This is a genomic window from Sphingobacterium bambusae, from assembly GCF_033955345.1.
In the GTDB taxonomy this organism is placed as follows: Bacteria; Bacteroidota; Bacteroidia; order Sphingobacteriales; family Sphingobacteriaceae; genus Sphingobacterium; species Sphingobacterium bambusae.
The window spans coordinates 2,675,909-2,692,767 of the sequence record NZ_CP138332.1 but is presented as its reverse complement, the minus strand read 5'-3'; the positions used below and the strand labels follow the sequence as shown (position 1 = coordinate 2,692,767).

Sequence of the window (16,859 nt, the reverse complement as noted above, 5' to 3'; positions counted from 1 at the left end):
CATAATATATGGCTGATCCAAGATATCAATTGATTGAAGACTTTAAGTACGAATGGCCGCTGGAGCGCATCAAAAACATGACTTTGCAGGAGTACAGCAATCGCCAGAAAAATTCCTTTTGTTATTGGTTAGAGGCTAAGGTCGATAAACTAGGAAGTATTTGGGGCGGTTCCTCTTTCAAGTTTGGCATTTACGAAAAGGATCAAAAGCATAAGAACTATGTGAGCGATGGACGCCGCAGTGATGCGGAGTATGCTTGGTACGCTAAATACGGCGAATCAAGAGAAGAGGTGTTCGATAATATAAGAGTTATGTTGGTAACGATAGTCGAAGCGGCTATAGCGCACCGATTTGAAGATATTGATGGCATACAATTGAGCGATACTCTAAAATGGAAATTGGCTTTCATATATAGTGATTTTAAGTTACTTAACATTTTTAAGAAACAGAAGCTTGTAGATATTAGTCAACAGTTGAATCTCAATGTTGATAATAAGGATACTTTCTATCAATTACAGAGGCAAATTCTGAGTACAAAGCCTGCGGATCAAGATTATTTTGAATTTGGGGATCAGTTCTGGCAAGCTCTCGAAACTGATGAAGTACAAATTGAGGTCAGCACGAATAATTTAGAAAATCAATATACTGATATGGTGGATCGCTCACTTAACCAAATATTATACGGCCCTCCGGGTACAGGAAAGACTTACCACACAATAAACAAAGCAATTTCAATCGCGAATCCGAATTTTAATTTAAAACAAGATCGATCTTTTGTAAAGGAAGAATACCAGCAATTGGTGGAAGCGGGGCAAATTGTCTTTACTACTTTTCACCAATCGATGAGTTACGAAGATTTTGTGGAAGGGATTAAGCCCGATCTGCAAGAGGATAGCGAGGGAAATGAGTCGGTAGTTTATAGGCTTAAAGATGGGATTTTTAAAGAGGTGGTAAGATCCGCTAGAAAGAATGTTGCTATCGTTGATAATCAGTTGCAGGCCTACGGTTTTGAAGATGCTTGGGGAGATCTTATTCAATTGACCCAAGAAAAATTGTCTGCGAATAGCTTTATCGAATTGCCACTTTTGACTGATTCAAAAACGATCGACATCGTAAATATTACAAGTAATGGTAATCTCAAACTTAAACCTAAGCAAGGTAGGGAGAAAGGGTATACGATTTCATACAATAGATTACGTAAGTTGTACGATGCCATTAAAGATCTTTCGACCATTAATAATATTGATAAGGAGTTTAGGGCTGTCATTGGCGGATCGAATAGTTCGGCGTATTGGTCGGTGTTGAATTATGTAAGTAATCTAGTCAAATCAAAAGCTCCAATTAGTAAAGAGAACAAGGCAGAATTATTACCGCATGTACTCATTATTGACGAAATCAACCGCGGGAATGTATCCGCCATCTTTGGGGAATTGATTACACTGATCGAGGATTCTAAGCGCGCGGGTATGCCCGAGCAGCTGGAGGTAACGCTGCCCTACAGTAAGGAAAAGTTTTCCGTTCCTTCTAACTTGTACATTATCGGTACGATGAACACAGCAGATCGTTCGGTAGAAGCATTGGATAGTGCGCTGCGGAGACGATTTGTTTTTGAAGAGATGATGCCTAACTATCAGTTGTCCCAAATGCAGCAAATGGTATTTGGTTATCCAGCATCCTCGATCTTAGAAACGATCAATAAGCGTATTGAACTACTGATTGATCGCGATCATTGTATTGGTCATGCCTATTTTCTAGGTAAAGATGAAGAAAGTGTGATAGACTCGTTCTACAAAAATATCATTCCATTGCTACAAGAATATTTCTTTGGCGACTACGGTAAGATCGGACTAGTATTGGGCAAAGGTTTTGTAGAAATAGAGGAGAGCAAAAGCAATATTTTTGCGGATTTCGAATATGACTATAAAGAAGATTTCGCTAATAAACCCATTTACCGAATCATAGATTATCGCAATCAAACCAATAGCAAGATTGATTTTGGTAAAGCCATTGAATTATTGATGGGAAATGCTTAAAAACGGTACTCGACATATAGTAGTATTCGAGCATCAAAAGCTTGTTTTTAAACTGGGTGATTCAGACGAACAGTCTTTGCATGATGCGCTAGTGGCTTTTCACGGTGTTTACACGCCTTTTTTCAAATTGATTCGTCACGGAGTTCAATTTTGTGAATACGTGGGTGTACTACAGGTCGGGGATGTCTTGATAGAGGTCTTGCCGAAAGCTGATAAAAAAGAAAATGAAAACGATCAACAAAAGTGGCAAGGTTTGTTGATCAACATGATTCGTACGGTTTGGGGATTCCCGGTGAAAGATAGTGGTTCATCCAATCTTAAACTGCAACACAACTCGGTTTTAGATCTTTATTTCGAGCTTTATATCGTTGAATTAGAATCCCTGCTTCATCACGGTTTGGTCAAGAAGTACCTCCGCGAAGAAAAGAATGCGACGGCGCTGAAAGGTAAATTGTCTTTCTCTAAGCATCTGCAGAAAAACCTCGTTCACCAAGAGCGATTCTATATCGAAACGACCAAATATTCGGTAGATCATGAGCTGCATCAGATCCTATATGCCGCATTGCAATTGCTATCACGTGTGAATAGGAATAATTTATTAGCTTCTAAAATTGGGAATCTTTTGTTGAATTTTCCAGAACAGCGAGGAATTAAGATCAATAGCTTCACTTTTTCTAGGATAACCTACAATAGAAAAACTATCGTATATCAGCGCGCTATGGAAATCGCCGAATTGCTTCTGCTAAATTACCATCCTGACTTTAGTAAAGGTCGTAAGAATGTGCTAGCGCTATTGTTCGATATGAATGTTTTATGGGAGCAGTTCGTTTTACGCGTTTTACAAAAGCACCTACCGACATACCAAGTGAGTGGGCAGATCACTAAGAAGTTTTGGAGATCTAATAATACGAGTTCTGCAATGAGACCTGATATCGTTTTGGTTGATAGGACGACTAACAGTGTGGTCGTTTTAGACACCAAATGGAAAAATTTGAACGGATATAGCCCTTCTCCAGATGATTTAAGACAAATGTATATTTATCACGAATATTTTCAGGCTAAAAAAGTTGCGTTGATATATCCAGGCGATGGCGAGGCGCTCAAAGGGCAGTTTTATCATAGGAGCCAAAACGCACTTGACGATAAACATTGTCACGTTATTATAATCCCCTCTGATGAGAATTTCAAATTATGGCAGAAACTTATTGTAAAGGAGGTGAATAGTTTAATGTTTAATTGATGTTGAATATTTATGTATGTTTGAGATCTCATCGTTTTGGCTAGAATAATTTCAGTTAATCAACTCTCTATGTCTGATATTACCATTATGTATGATTCCCGTTTTTATATTAGCTGTAAGTCTTCTGAATAAAAACGGTATTGGAAAATTGTTCCGTCAACCCATGTAAATTTAGCGCCGACTAATATGCTACGGCACTTTTCTCTACGATTAACGTTCCTATGACATATTCATCCCTAAACTTTGTCTACAAAATTTGCCTTTCTCGATCGGTACAAGAAGCTCTTTATCAACCAGATTTTCTAAGACTTCACTTAAGTTATCAAACTTTTGTTTTAGCAACAGCTCAATTTCGGAGAATTTGAATAACTGAATTTCATAGTCGTCCAACAACTTCAAGAACTCCAGTTGGGGCTTAGTAAGATGTTCTGATATACAAACGCTGTCTGCCATATTACCTTTTGTGTTACAATAAGACCTAAAAATTGGGTCTTATCGTAACACGATTAGTAAAGATAAGAAAATGTTTTACCTAAATCAATATAGTTAGCTAACTACTTTTTAGCAAAAGAAAAAAATAATATACAGTCGGCCATCGTCTTTTTATGGTACAAATTGGCATAATCAGGCTGATGAATATCTTGTAACCACTGCAAATTTGTATTGCCAAGATATTCAAGTATATCAATATCGAAACCGAATTATTTTATCTGCTAATTTTTGCTATATTAGTAATGACAAGCACTTGCAGCTAAATGTATGTCAAATCAGCGCGTCAACTGTGGCGTAATTGATTTTTAAAATTTGTAAAAGACTGATAAAGAGATTAAAAGTCCGACGATAGGATTCCCCTACGGGCTACAGAAAAAGCGATTCAAAAGAGTCGCTTTTTTTTGCCCATGCAAACCGCAATCGGGATATTACATTGCGCGAACCTATCCAAAGCATAAATAATCTAGCTGTTTTTTTGGGAGGAGGTTACAATTCCACCATGTCAATGTATTTGCAGCTAGGAAGAGCGGCAAATGACAGATCAAAGATAAAAAAAGCATAATAACACCTTCGTTTTTTGAGCGACCAGTGTATTTTTAAGCGGTTTCAAAATTAACATAAAGTGCTTAACAGCGATCTATATGTTTAATCGGAGTTGCCATGTGCACCATGTGACGGAGGTATTACACCGATGGCGCAATAGACTTAGGTGTGTATCCGTATTTAGCTTTGAATGCATTTGAAAAGTGAGCGAAACTTTCAAACCCAACTTCCAAAAATATTTCTGAGGGCTTTTTATTATGTTTCTGAATTTGGTAATGAGCCTCTTTCAATCGAGCGTGATGCAGCCACCGTCCCGGAGTTTCGCCAAATACCTTTAGAAAATCTCGCTTAAAGGTGGCCAAGCTTCTTCCGGTGAGGGTCGCGAAATGTTCCATGCCCACATTAAACTTATAATTTGCCAGCATAAACTTTTCAAGATCTATTTTAAACGGTTCAGAAAAATCAAAGAGAAAGTTTTCCAGCTGTGGGTTTGTCAGGAGCAGTATCTCTATAGCTTCCCGAACCTTGAGTGCCGATAGGGGATGGTCAACCTCTAGTGTGGATCGAGCATGGAAGGAGAAAGATGAGATCAAGGAGTCAAATATCAAACTTTTGGAAAGTAGAAAGTGTTTCGAATCAAACGCTGATCGCTGAGGGACCGTGATGCCTTTTTCTAAGGCATACTGACGAAGCACATCGTCCTTTAAAATGAATAGGTACGCATGGTAGGCTTGCCCACCCATGGGTTTTTTGGTGGCTTTAACAAATTGATGTTTTCTAACAAGATAAATTTGTCCGGGCTGAGCCACGATCTTCTGTTCCGACGTTTCAAATGTCATTTCACCAGAAAGTTGGAATAACATCACATGCTCCGTGAGGATGTTGTCGTACTCTGTTTGCGTAGCTGTATCCAATGAATACACAATGGCGGAGGTAAAAAGATTGGACATGTTTATAAGACTGTTTCTGCTGATAAATTTACCATTTTAGCGCTTTTCGTCCATAAATCTCTTTTTAAATTTTCGTCTTTTACCAGTACTGCTGGGCTTGGGAATGTGACTTTTCCCCGAACTACAGAAGCATACATGCTTCCCTTTGGCAATTTTATATTCCCCAAGGCTAAGCCAGCTAGAATTTCACCAGATTTTTTCGCGGTGTTCATATAAAACATAGGGTTAAATAGGCTTAAAAATCGAAATATTGGTCTGACTACTTTTACAGCGATCTTCAGCAGCCCCGTTTGCTTTCCCATCAGCCCCGTGTCACCCGTTAAACCAGGATTGTAAGCAATAACTTGTATGTTAGCATGACTTAGCACGCTATGATGTAGCGTATCCGCAGTCAATATATTGCATAGTTTAGTAGCTGCGTAGAATGCCATTCCTTTTGGACTACTCTCATCGGGAAATGCCAGTTTATGAATGTCCATAGTTTTTGGTCCAAATGGAATAATTTGGGCATCATGAGCATCGCTGGTCGTAATCAAAATCCTACCATCCTTGGCGATATAAGGTAAGAGTAAACGTATTAGCAGGTAGTGTGATAAGTGGTTTATGGCGAACGTTAAATTAATGCCATCGGCATTAACTTCGCTATTGTTACCTGCTTGCACGCCCGCGTTTAGGATCAATAGATCTATTTTGTGCGGCTGAATGCTTTGCTGGATATTTTCCGCGAATGCCCTGACACTTTCTAAGGAAGACAGATCTAACGTTAGTGCCCTTGCACCATTTTGCAAGGTCCTGTTTCCATGCCTTGCACCAACAAAGACCGTGTTGTCTTCATTTTCACGAATTTTGTTTAAAGCTTCGGCGCCAATCCCACTCGTGCCGCCTGTCATTACTATAATCATATAATGAAATTTTTATAATCACAAAGTTCCTAAAATCGGGCCTAGCAGAATATCGTCAGAAGCTCAATGTTATTGCCTAAAAGGCTCATTGTCGAATTGGTCATTTTTAGCTCGGTATACGGTTTTCTTATCCCTTCGTTTTAAAAGGTGTTTGATAAGCCCTCTCAAATTATGTCTTTTAGATATAATGGTAATAGCAGAAAACATTGGAATCTCGAAATCAAAATCTATTCATCCAGAGGATCGGGTTTAAGGGGAGCTGGGAGATCACATTGTGCCATCCGTAAAGCGCTTTTGCAAAGTGTTTTACCTAATAAAGAGTTATGTTGGCCCCAAGGAATATGACGTTGCCATTGAAATGTTCAAAGGAAGATCCGGAGAAGTCAGGTGTGTAGATCAAGTTGCGTTGGTTTTTAGCGCCCAAGAGGTTGTTGACGTTGAAGTAAAGTGTCAGCAGATTGTTTTTAATGGGAATCAGCTTGCTGATGTTGAGATCCAAGCGATGGTAGGCCCCAAGTTGCGAGCCATTCAGTTGCTGCTCGTAGATCGGTTCGTAGGCCCGCGCTTCCGGGATGTAGTTGCCGTCGACTACCCTGGTATACCGTGTGCCGGGTCTGTTGAGCGCAGTCAATGAAATGTTGAACCTATTTTTGCTGAAGGTCAATGCATTTTTGAAAAAATAGGGAATGTTGTTAGACGTATTGTAGCGTGTGCCCTCGATATCGAAAGAAGCATCCATCAAGCTGAAGGAGGAAAGCAAGCGAAAGTACTTCCAAAAATTCTGCTGGACGGAAAGCTCCAAGCCGATGATCTCTCGTTGTGAAGCCATGCTTTCCAAAAACTCGTAGCTGGTGTTGGACATACCCTGCTCACGCTTTGCATACAGCGAAGCATTAAAAGAAGTGCTCTTTCGTTTCAGCACATAATCCACCGCCAGCTGATCGGTCTGATTGAGAGCCTGCCGTTGGTACATGACATTCGGCTCGGTGTAGTTATGGTATCTTCCGGCAGAGAAGATCAGGTTTTGGATGGCACTGATCTTCCATTTGATATACGATTGAAAGCTAAAGTAACTGTCCGAGCCCTTTATGCCGTTGGCATCGTGCTGCAAGGGCACGTTTTTGCGCAGCCCCAAGCTGTAGGTCAGCCTATTGCTGCTGTATGTGCCGTGCAAGAAAGATTCGAGGATGTGCTGGCCAAAGTCGCCCTGCACACTTTGCGTTTGCGAGCTATCGTGATTGCTGTAGTAAAATCTAGGCCCCACACCCTGCATACTGCTTTGCTGCAGGTTGTATTCCAGCCCGGTCGTGATATTCAGCCCTTCCTTTTGGTAATTCAGCAACAGGGAGTTGAACAGGGTGCTGGAGGTCGAGGCGACATCGATCTGCAGGAAGTCAATGCGGCTCTTGCCCATATCATAGCTGCTGTTCAGGGCAAGGTTCAGCTTGTCTGACAGTGACTTTTGGTAGTTCATGATAAAGAAGCCCCGCCTTTTTCCCGATTGGTTCAGCCCATTGCTGAAATTTATTGTCGATGTCAGCTCGGCATATTCATCAATGTAGTAAGCATAAAAATTGAGCCTGTCGGCCTCCGAGACCTTCCAGTTGCTATTCCACCCGACATCCGTCGTTCGGAACGATTTGAGAAAGCCTAGGCCCTTGCTGTTCAATTTCAGGAGCGGCCCATCAAATTGGTGGTTGGCATAGATCTGGGTAAAGGCATCTTTAGACAGGTTGCGGTTGATCAATGCACCCACACTGGCGATGGAGAGGCTAAGCTGGGTGCTGTTTTTCACCGACTCGGATGTTTTGATGTCGATTAAACCGGCGCCCGTGTTCCCGTAGATCAAGGGCGGGTTGCCCGGAAAGACATCGATAGACTGGATGAGCTCCGTGTTGAAGATACTGAAATTGCCCACACCGTTTATCTGGGAGTTTCGTACCGGGCTGTTGATGGGTACGCTGTTGATAAACACCCGCGAGCGGTCCGCCTCGCTCCCCCGAAAAGAGGGGTTCGCCGTTTCGTCTACATTGCTTGAGTAGGCATAAATCTGCAGGGCGTTGAGTGCATCTGCCCCAGCAATGGGATTGGTATATATATCCAGCTTGCCAAGATTGATCGACGTGAGATCTTTCACCGAGCGCCACACCTCCACGGTCTGTAAAGTCTGCGACTCGCCAAGCAGCATATGGCTTTCTTTGCTACCCATGCGCAGAATAGCCTGTTTGGACTGATAACCCAACAGAGAGAATAATACCTCTACTTCGGTAGCGGAGGGCAGCCCTGTTATCGAAAAATAGCCCGCGCTATCGGTCAGGGTGCTCATCGAATCATGGGCAACAACGCTGACCGAGACATAGGAAAGCGGATTCTTGTTCGCATCGACGACCAACCCCTCAAAAGCCTGCTGTCCCAGCGTAAGGAGGGGGGAAAGGCTTATGAGCAGACTACAAAAGATTCTTAGATAGAGAGAGCAATCTATAATCATTCGGATATTTGGCTGACGCTTCTTTATAATATTGTTTTGCTTTTTCCAGATCTTTCTTTTTGATGTAATAACTGATCAGCGTGATATAGGCTTCATTGCGACCCCAAGAGGGCATCGTTGGGTTCTTTGTCGGCTGATCGGGCATACTCAGCGCTTTTTTCAGCAGACCCTCCGTTTTTGTGGCGCCGCCAAATTCTGGGGGGGTGTAATAATCTTGAAGGCCCAAGCCCAAATAGCCCCGCAAGTTTTTTGGCTCCAGGCTGATGGATTTGGACAGGTTACGCGTGGCTTCCTCCGCCGCCTTATTGGCCGATAGCATATTCATAAACTTGATGGAATAGTTTTGCATGGTGCCCATCAGCGCATAGCTTTCGGACGATTGGCTGCCCGATTTCAGTAGCTCAATGCCGGTGGAAAGCGTCGACTCGGCCTCATCGGCATCGCCTATGCTATCATAGTAAAGGCTGTTCAGGTAGTAGGCATAGGCCAGCCAATAGTCTGTCAGGGCCGATTTTTTCTGTTCTTTCAAAAGTTTCGTTATGCTCTCCAGCTGATCGGGCTTCTTTGTCACGAATGCTTGGCTAAAGGCATCATCTATTTTCTTTTCGATGCCATTTAGGACACCTTGACCAGTTTGCGCCCGTGCAGGTATAACCAAGAGCAAAGCCACAATAAACATCCCGCTTATTTTCAGCAGGTGAGGGATCAGTTTCTTTTTCATTCTAAAAATAATGAGGATAAACGGATTAATTGATAATTCATCGGGAACAGCTCAACGGCCTCTTTGTAATATGTTTTGGCAGCGGCCACTTTTCCCGATTCAAAATTATGCCGGATCAACAGCTCGTACGCCTGCTCGCGCCCCCAGCTGGGCAGCCGCGCATCCTCGTCTAGCCGGTCCGGCTTTGTTAGGGCCTTCTGCAACAGGTCGTTCACATTTTTCTTTCCCCCGAATTTCTCGGGCGTGTAGTAGTCCTTGTTGGCCATGCCCAAGTAGCACCGCAGGTTGTTGGAATCCAGCGCTAGTGATTGCTGGAAATAGCTGTCGGCCTTGTGGCTGATTACGGGGATCATGACGTTGCTGCTAAACTGCACCGAGAAGTTGTATAGCATGCCCAACAGGGCGCTGCTTTCGGAGGATAGCTCTTGGCTTTTGAGCACTTCAATGCCTTGCTCGATATACAGCGAAGAGGAGTCGCGCTTGTTTTCGGTAAACAGGTATATTCCCTGCAAATACGCGATATAGCCCCGCCAGTAGGCCGCGAGCGGGCCGTCAAAGGCTTGCAGCCTCTTCTCGAGGCGCACAAGGGTGTCCATATTGCCCAAGGCAAAACTGCTGGAAAAGGCCTGCTCGATTTCATCTTCAGTATGGAAGAATAGGCTGTCCGTGTCTTGCCCCACAAAGGTGCTGTTCGTCAATGTCGAGTCGTGGCAACCGGCCATTAAAGCCAAAAAAAGAGCTGTGCATGCTAATACTTTTCTCATGACCGACTGTATCTTATTTTATGGAACAGCAAGCGGAAAGCAATGGCCAGTACGACGATCCACGCGAAGACGACAAGCAGGTTGAAGTTTTCCGAGCGCATGAAAGCGACCAGATGGTTGGTTGGCAAGAAATCCTGAAAGAAGCGGAACACACCACTTTGTATGCCCGTTGCGTAGAAGAGGTTGCCGATAAAAATGAGGATGAAATACACGATATTCGACAGGGTACGGCTGTTGTCTTTCTTGCTTAAAAAGGATATGCACAGCCCCAATAACGAAAAGGTAACCAAGCTCAAAATACTGCCGGCCAACAGCCGTGGGTATATCGCTACGGCGCTGTAGTCAAAAAATACCTTGGCCGTGATGAGCAGCAGCAACACCGACAGCAAGAAGAATACCAAGCGGCTGCAGATGAACGAGATAAAAAATAGGGCGATATCGACCGGGAGAAATTTGATCAGTTTGATCATGCCCGAGGCATAGTAATCTTTGATCACGGGGCCGACGGAAAATAGCCCTTCACTGATGGACATCAGCACGATCATCCCCGGAAGAAGAAACTCGATGTATGCACTGTTTGCACGGCCCCAGATGGTGCAGAATATCACAAACAGCATCAACGGAAAAAGAAACGAAAAAAACAGGGCTATTTTTACGCGGAAAAAAGCCAAGCTATCCAAGTAGGTGTTATAGAGTAATGCCTTCCAATTCATGTTTAGTCATTAAGTAGTAGTAAATATCATGTAATGATTTCTGCGCCCTCGAGTAGGTGATCTTTGCCGTAGAGAGAAAGTCGAGCAGCGATGCATTAAAGCCGAAAAGCACATATTGGTTTTCGTAGCCGAATGTCAGCGGAGCAAGGCGCCTGAGCTCATCCAGCGACAAGCCGCTGTCGGCCTGAATCACCACCTTCTCGTTAAAGGGGATGAAGTCCTCAGACAGCCATTCTGTGGGGCTTCGTGCGCCGCCGCCAAGGATCGTTCCTTGATGCAGGAAAACAATTTTATCGGCATACTTGACGGCACTCTCCCAATCGTGCGAGGCGATGATCACCGTGCGTGGATGCGCAAAGATCAATTCATTGATCTGCTGCACGCTATTGGGATCTATGCCGCTCAGCGGCTCGTCCAGCACCAGCAATTGTGGATGGTGGAAAAGGGCCGCAAAGAGGCCAAGCCGCTTGCGCTCGCCCGTAGAGAGCTTGCCGATCTTTTTGTGCATAATAGCCGGAAGGTTCAATCGTTCCAAGATCGGTTGATAGGCATTTTGTTCCAGATGGAAAAGCAGTCCATATAGGTGTACGACTTCCTTGACCTTATAGAGTGGCGAGAAAGGAACCTGATCGAAAAGCAAACCTATGTGGCGCTTTGCCGGCATGCGACGCAGGATCTGGCCGCTGGCTTTGATATTATCCAAAAAAACTTCGATCAAGGAGGACTTTCCCGATCCGTTATTGCCCAGGATAAACACACGCTCATTTTTCTGGACATCCAAGTTGATGTCGTTTAGAATGAAGGTGCCCTCGATCTTAAGGTCAACATTTTTCAACTGAAAGATTAGGTTTTGTGTATCCATATTAAATGAAAAAATTAATCCAAATCGGGAAAGACAAAATCAATAAAAAAGACAACAGGTATACCGTAATACTAAGGTAGCAGGCCAATGCATAGGCCAGGCTTCCCCAATGTATCTTCGTGTGCTTGTTCTTGCGTAACGCTTTTACCTGCTCGTGCGCATTGGTAAAGGAGATATCTAGGTTGAACAAGTCGAGAAACACAAAGTACATGTCAGATCCGGGTGAAAACGGATTACAGTTGTAAATAATCTTGACCACCAAATTCAGGAAAATAAATGAACAAATGCCAGCGATCCAAGGCGAGCTTATCAATGCATATAGGCTCAGGCCCAGGCACAGAAAAAATAGGTCAGATGCTAGGCCCGCTAAGGCTACCTTGATCTTCGTCCATTTATTATGCCAAATAACCATATCCTCCGTCGCCGTATAGAAGATTGGTATAAATCCGTAGAGCAGCCCTAGGCCCAGCTCGTGCTGCGTGCCGCCGTTTCGTTTGTAGACGATGTAGTGCGCGAGCTCGTGAAAAAACGAAATGACCAGCGAAATAGGGAAGGCGATCAGCAGCATCGTTAAAAAACCGATGTGGCTGAGGTTGTAAAAAACAAGAGCGAAGTCTAGGGACTGCGCGCGAAAAAGGACGAAGAATAGCAGCGTAAAAAGCAGCAGCCCCAAAAGCGCTAGAGAACCTGCGCGATACAGGGGCGCGGGAACGGGCCGCGGTGTCCACTTGATGATCTTTGCCAAATTGAAACTCCCGCCAGTGTCCAGCTTGATCCGGTTTGGATTTAACTTTAGGCGTTTTAAGGCCAGAAAGATACCGTAGTTCAACAGCGAGATAAAGTTACGTTGTATCTTATACTTGGGAAACTGTTCGTAACCGCCGCGCGCAACAACAAAGGAATGGGTCGTTGCCGAGTTGATAATGGCATCCAGCACCTCCATACTGATCTCATAGTCGGCCTCAAATGTTGCGATGATCTTTTGCTTGGAATATCCCTTGGCATAAAGTTCGATGATGCGGTATTCCATGCTGCTCATGCGGAAGACCCGATGCGTACGCTTGTGTTTCAGCACCACGACTTCCTGACGATCGATATCGCCAATCAACAGATATTCGGTGTTTAAGCTCAGATTCATAACATGACTACTTAACGGGTTTGCCCACGACTATGCTGATAATGGGTACTTGATCAATAGACCTGAAATTGATGATCTCGGCGATGGCATCATCGATAAAGCCCGCGCAGGGGCAGGTGCCCACACCTCCCTGTGCCGTGGCGACAAGCTGTATATTGTTCATCAGGGAGCCCGCCTCGGTGAACACCCATTTGATGCCTCGGTCCAAATATTTGAAAGCCGTGCGGTTCAATGTGCCACCCAGAATGACCACGCCGCTGGCGTTGAAGAAATCGATATCTGTGGGCACACCCTCCGTCACGGAGAATGCATCAAACACTTTTTCGCGGAATGCCGCATCAATGGTCTCATCCGATACCTTTTTGAGGCTGCCTTGGTGTAGATCATAGTAATAGGCGCCCACCTCCAGCCCGTCGATAGCCTTTAGGTTCAGGTAGTAGAGGTCGATGGGATAGAGGCCTCCCGGCGAGGGGATGTTTCGGTGTTTGACATCGTTACCATGTGCATCGACGCGGCTGATGAATAAAGTGTTCTGCAATAGCGATGACAGCTCGTGCAAGTTCAGTTGCTCGGTGGCCGAGAAATGCCGTATGCACCTCCTTGCTTTGTTTATCTTGTGCCAAATGCGTAGCGCTTCTGATGATTCATATGCTGGCAGTGCCACTGTTTTTACATTGCCCAGCTCCAAGGTGGAGTTGAAGATCTCCTTCATGTAGTAGTCGCTGGACATAATGCCCGAGATATGCATCGCATAATCTTGCACGTCGTAGACCTGCAGTTTGGATGTCTCGATAAAGTCGCGCGTGCAGCTCGAGATGTAGTCGTTAAATAGGTTGTTCGTAAAGATCATGGCAGATTATGGAAAAGGGTGAGGAAAATGGGTGAATAGCTCTTCGTTTTCCTCGAAGAAACCTAAAAATGGGGTGTTGTAATTCCCTGTCAGCAGGTGAAACCCTGGAACCACGACCCTATACACATGGTAGCCGCAATGCCGAGCATCGGATGTCGCCACATCAAAGGTCAGTAAATAGTTGATGTTTGTGGCCTTCTGCTGTATTTCTGCTCGGTCGAAGTGGCTGACCTTGCCCGGGAAATGGACAAGCCTGTTGCGGTATCCAGAGCTGTTGTGCAGCAGATCCAAATAGATCGGTACGTGCTGTCGGATGTCCAAAAACTTATTATAGTAGGCAAAATGCTTATCAAACTCATCTAATTTGGAGAAATCATCCTTGGCGTCATCTATCCAGCCCTCTTTGTTGCACAAGAGTATCGCAAAATCAATCCCCTGATAGGCCTCCAAGCAAGCCTTTGTGATGGCCTCTTCTTTGGAAAACCGTGAGGAGCAGCCGATGGATATATAGGGATGGTTCTTGTACTCGAACTGCAAAAAACAGACTACCGTTTCCACATTGGAAAACTCGCCAAGGTCATACACATCAAGCTTGACACGATCATTGGCAAACAGGATGCGGATCTGTTCCGAGGGGCACTCGCTGAGTACCGTTTGCGCGTCGTATTTGATGAAGTCGATCTTATCTTGGCGATACCACCACTGGCTGAAGGCATTGCGCTCCTCGCACTCCAGGTAGCCGCCGGCCATAGCCAAGTCGGCCGTGATATGTGCCGATAGACCTGTCGAAGTTTGTGCCCAATAATGCTTGCTCCCGCTGAGCTTGTAAGGTAGAAATACGAGCTCTGCTGGATAATAGAAGCTTTCGTTGTGCAAAAGGCAATGCCCCTTTACCCAGTCGATCGGATCATCGGGTTCTAACCGTGCAAATGGAAAATTAGCCTGCCCGAACTGTGTTTCTTGGTAATGCCTCAGGTACTTGACATCGACCACATTTTCCGTTTTCTCGAGCTCGCGGTAGCTGATGCCTCGGTGCAGTTTGTGGCTATGCTCACTCTGGAACGAGGCACTATAGCGCTCGATAAACTCGCCGAAGGTGGATAGGATAGCCGATTTCTTATCAAAAGAAATGGAGCCGCCAGACAAGCTGTCCAGCTGTGCGCCCACATACTGCAAGTTGCGGCCTTCGCAGGCTGTATGGTGTAGCTCTTTGGGCATGAAAAGCCTGTTCGGAATAAAGTAGATGTTTCCCGATAGAAACCCGGCAAATGAGCCTGATAGGTATTTCGTAACCTCGCGGTTGGCGTTATGTGTCCTCATGTGCTACCCGTTTAATGCCCTGAAAACCAAGTGAGGGTTGCACACCTCACAATTTACGGTTTTAATGATCTTGGCCGTTTCAAACTCGTCTGTGGCAAAGTTGATGGATTTAGATTTGGCAACAATGCCGGCAGAGGTCCATTTGGAAGCTATCAAGCGTAGCAATTCACCGGCAAGCCATTCCAGCAAGGTGCGATGGAAATTGCTATCCAAAAACGAGGTCTTGGTCAACACCTCGTTATCCAGCCGGATCAGTTTCATGTAGTTTTTGGGATCTGCCGTATTTGCAATCCTGCGGCGGGCAAAGCATTTCAGGCAAGGCGTTTTGATGGAGGGAATGACCGCTGGTCCTAGGGTGACTGTATAGGGTGAAAAATCTAAATAGATATGCGGAATGTTGCTTTCGTAAAGTTGTTGTGCCCAGTTGCTGATGGACTTGTCCAGGATTGGTGTAAATAGCAAAGCGGCACTGTTTTCAGCGTTGGCTAATCCATCTAGGTGCTGTGCGGCTATTTTCACCTCCTCGCCCATTGCCTCTTGCAGCTTCTGCAATAGGATCTCCGTTTCATCGTCGGGCAGGCCTATGATGGCTAAGTTGAGCTGTTGTGCCTCTGGCGAGCTCGCGTTGTCATCTTCTAGTATCAGTATTCCATTTGAGGTCAGCCAGTTGATGATGTCATCAAAAAAGCTGTCGTCAACGGTATGTTTCTCCACGATAGACTGCTGTAGTTCTTGATAGGTCAGCTTTTTGTCGTTGTCCAACAATGCCGAAAAGATGTCATTCACCAAGAATACGTCTTCCCCTTCCAGTACGGAAAGGTAGCCATCGCCTCGGCCGATGTAAGTGCGTTCCGCATTTTTATAGATACTCAGGTTTTTTAACGAGATGCTCTTCGTGCTCATATGTGCAAAATAAAAAAGGTTAGTAAAATGCATCGGATTTGAAATAGCTTTGGGGATCAATAGCCCCAAAGCTATTAAATCCAGTTAGAGGGCAGATACCATCTCTTGTTGGTCTCCATTGTTGCAACAGCAAGAACAGGTACATGTCGTACAAGTCGAGGTACATCTTGCGACTGAAAGTGCTGTTTCACTTAAAAAGGTCGGCATGTTTCGGTTCTCTACCTCTTGGATGGTCAAACTTAGTGTCCTTTTCATATTAAAAAAATTTACAATGGTCCTACTCTGTTGTTTATTCTTAATCTGGAGAGATTAAGATTGGCTTTTCGGTTCCGCCACAATAAAGCTATATATAAAAAAAAGAATAATTATTTTTTATAAAAAAGCCTACTAAGTGTGTCGTTTTTTTATTTTATGGGATAACGATGTCAAAAACAAAGATTATGTGGCGATCCGATAAAAATACAAATTGTTAAATTTTTCATAGTCTATGAAGTTTCTGTAACAATTGAATTTTAACAAAACTTTTTTTGAAAATAGCCGTTACCCATTGATTTTAAGTGTTTTAACATGTTTGTGTTCGCGGCTATTTCGATAGCCTTTCGTGTTTCTGTTTGGCCTCCACCTCAATAGGTATTATGGCATAACTGCTAGATGTTGTATCCTAAGGCCGCTAATGCGGTGAATTTCCTGCAAATGCCAAGTAAGAACTCTCGATTGGATTCGCGCGTACAATTCTCGGGTAATTGTATAAAAATTGGTAGTACGCGATGTGTAATCGCTTTGATGTTTTAGGTAATAGCAATAGGATTCGTTATATGAAAAGTAGCCAGCCGAGCTACCTGAACTCCGATAAAAAGTACATGTCTTTAAAAAACAACAAAGTCTGCAAGGCTGCAGACTTTATAACTAAACTAAACAATGCAATGTCTCGCGACATGGC

The 16,859-nt window shown here is 44.2% G+C and carries 13 protein-coding genes; 2 read left to right on the top strand and 11 right to left on the bottom strand.

The genetic code is table 11. From position 1 onward, the window contains the following. Nucleotides 1-8: 8 nt before the first annotated feature. Together SCB77_RS11195 and SCB77_RS11190 are read left to right on the top strand one after the other, a co-directional pair. The gene (locus SCB77_RS11195; protein ID WP_320186526.1) at nt 9-2,033 is read left to right on the top strand and encodes an McrB family protein; all 2,025 of its coding nucleotides are present in this window, start codon (nt 9-11) and stop codon (nt 2,031-2,033) included. Further along, entirely contained in the window at nt 2,026-3,273 is a 1,248-nt protein-coding gene (locus SCB77_RS11190; protein ID WP_320186525.1) for an McrC family protein, read from the top strand. Before SCB77_RS11195 ends, SCB77_RS11190 begins: the two co-directional genes overlap by 8 nt. A gap of 1,175 nt (nt 3,274-4,448) precedes the next feature. Here the strand turns inward: SCB77_RS11190 and SCB77_RS11185 are convergent. The 11 genes from SCB77_RS11185 to SCB77_RS11135 all read right to left on the bottom strand — a co-directional run bounded on the left by SCB77_RS11185 (nt 4,449) and on the right by SCB77_RS11135 (nt 15,919). Then, nucleotides 4,449-5,258, bottom strand: coding sequence for a helix-turn-helix domain-containing protein (locus SCB77_RS11185; RefSeq protein ID WP_320186524.1), 810 nt, complete (start codon nt 5,256-5,258; stop codon nt 4,449-4,451). Between the two features lie 2 nt (nt 5,259-5,260). Continuing rightward, complete coding sequence (locus SCB77_RS11180) at nt 5,261-6,160, bottom strand: SDR family NAD(P)-dependent oxidoreductase (RefSeq protein WP_320186523.1); 900 nt, start codon at nt 6,158-6,160, stop codon at nt 5,261-5,263. A 310-nt stretch (nt 6,161-6,470) separates the two neighbouring features. Beyond that, nucleotides 6,471-8,648 carry a TonB-dependent receptor gene (locus SCB77_RS11175; protein WP_320186522.1) on the bottom strand — a complete coding sequence of 726 codons (2,178 nt, stop codon included), beginning with the start codon at nt 8,646-8,648 and terminating at the stop codon, nt 6,471-6,473. Next, the gene (locus SCB77_RS11170; protein ID WP_320186521.1) at nt 8,608-9,369 is read right to left on the bottom strand and encodes a hypothetical protein; all 762 of its coding nucleotides are present in this window, start codon (nt 9,367-9,369) and stop codon (nt 8,608-8,610) included. The genes SCB77_RS11175 and SCB77_RS11170 overlap by 41 nt, the downstream gene beginning before the upstream one ends. Then, nucleotides 9,366-10,133, bottom strand: coding sequence for a hypothetical protein (locus tag SCB77_RS11165; protein ID WP_320186520.1), 768 nt, complete (start codon nt 10,131-10,133; stop codon nt 9,366-9,368). Before SCB77_RS11165 ends, SCB77_RS11170 begins: the two co-directional genes overlap by 4 nt. Next, nucleotides 10,130-10,846, bottom strand: coding sequence for an ABC transporter permease (locus SCB77_RS11160; RefSeq protein WP_320186519.1), 717 nt, complete (start codon nt 10,844-10,846; stop codon nt 10,130-10,132). Before SCB77_RS11160 ends, SCB77_RS11165 begins: the two co-directional genes overlap by 4 nt. Next, the gene (locus tag SCB77_RS11155; RefSeq protein ID WP_320186518.1) at nt 10,821-11,708 is read right to left on the bottom strand and encodes an ABC transporter ATP-binding protein; all 888 of its coding nucleotides are present in this window, start codon (nt 11,706-11,708) and stop codon (nt 10,821-10,823) included. Before SCB77_RS11155 ends, SCB77_RS11160 begins: the two co-directional genes overlap by 26 nt. Nucleotide 11,709: 1 nt before the next feature. After that, complete coding sequence (locus tag SCB77_RS11150) at nt 11,710-12,846, bottom strand: zinc metalloprotease (RefSeq protein WP_320186517.1); 1,137 nt, start codon at nt 12,844-12,846, stop codon at nt 11,710-11,712. A 7-nt stretch (nt 12,847-12,853) separates the two neighbouring features. Then, a complete protein-coding gene (locus SCB77_RS11145) occupies nt 12,854-13,696 on the bottom strand; it encodes a SagB family peptide dehydrogenase (RefSeq protein WP_320186516.1) in 843 nt (280 codons plus the stop codon). Nucleotides 13,697-13,702: 6 nt separating this feature from the next. After that, nucleotides 13,703-14,914, bottom strand: a complete 1,212-nt coding sequence (locus SCB77_RS11140) for a YcaO-like family protein (protein WP_380936673.1) — start codon at nt 14,912-14,914, stop codon at nt 13,703-13,705. Between the two features lie 105 nt (nt 14,915-15,019). Further along, nucleotides 15,020-15,919 (bottom strand): hypothetical protein, encoded by a 900-nt coding sequence (locus SCB77_RS11135; RefSeq protein WP_320186514.1) that lies wholly within the window; start codon nt 15,917-15,919, stop codon nt 15,020-15,022. Nucleotides 15,920-16,859: the final 940 nt, after the last annotated feature.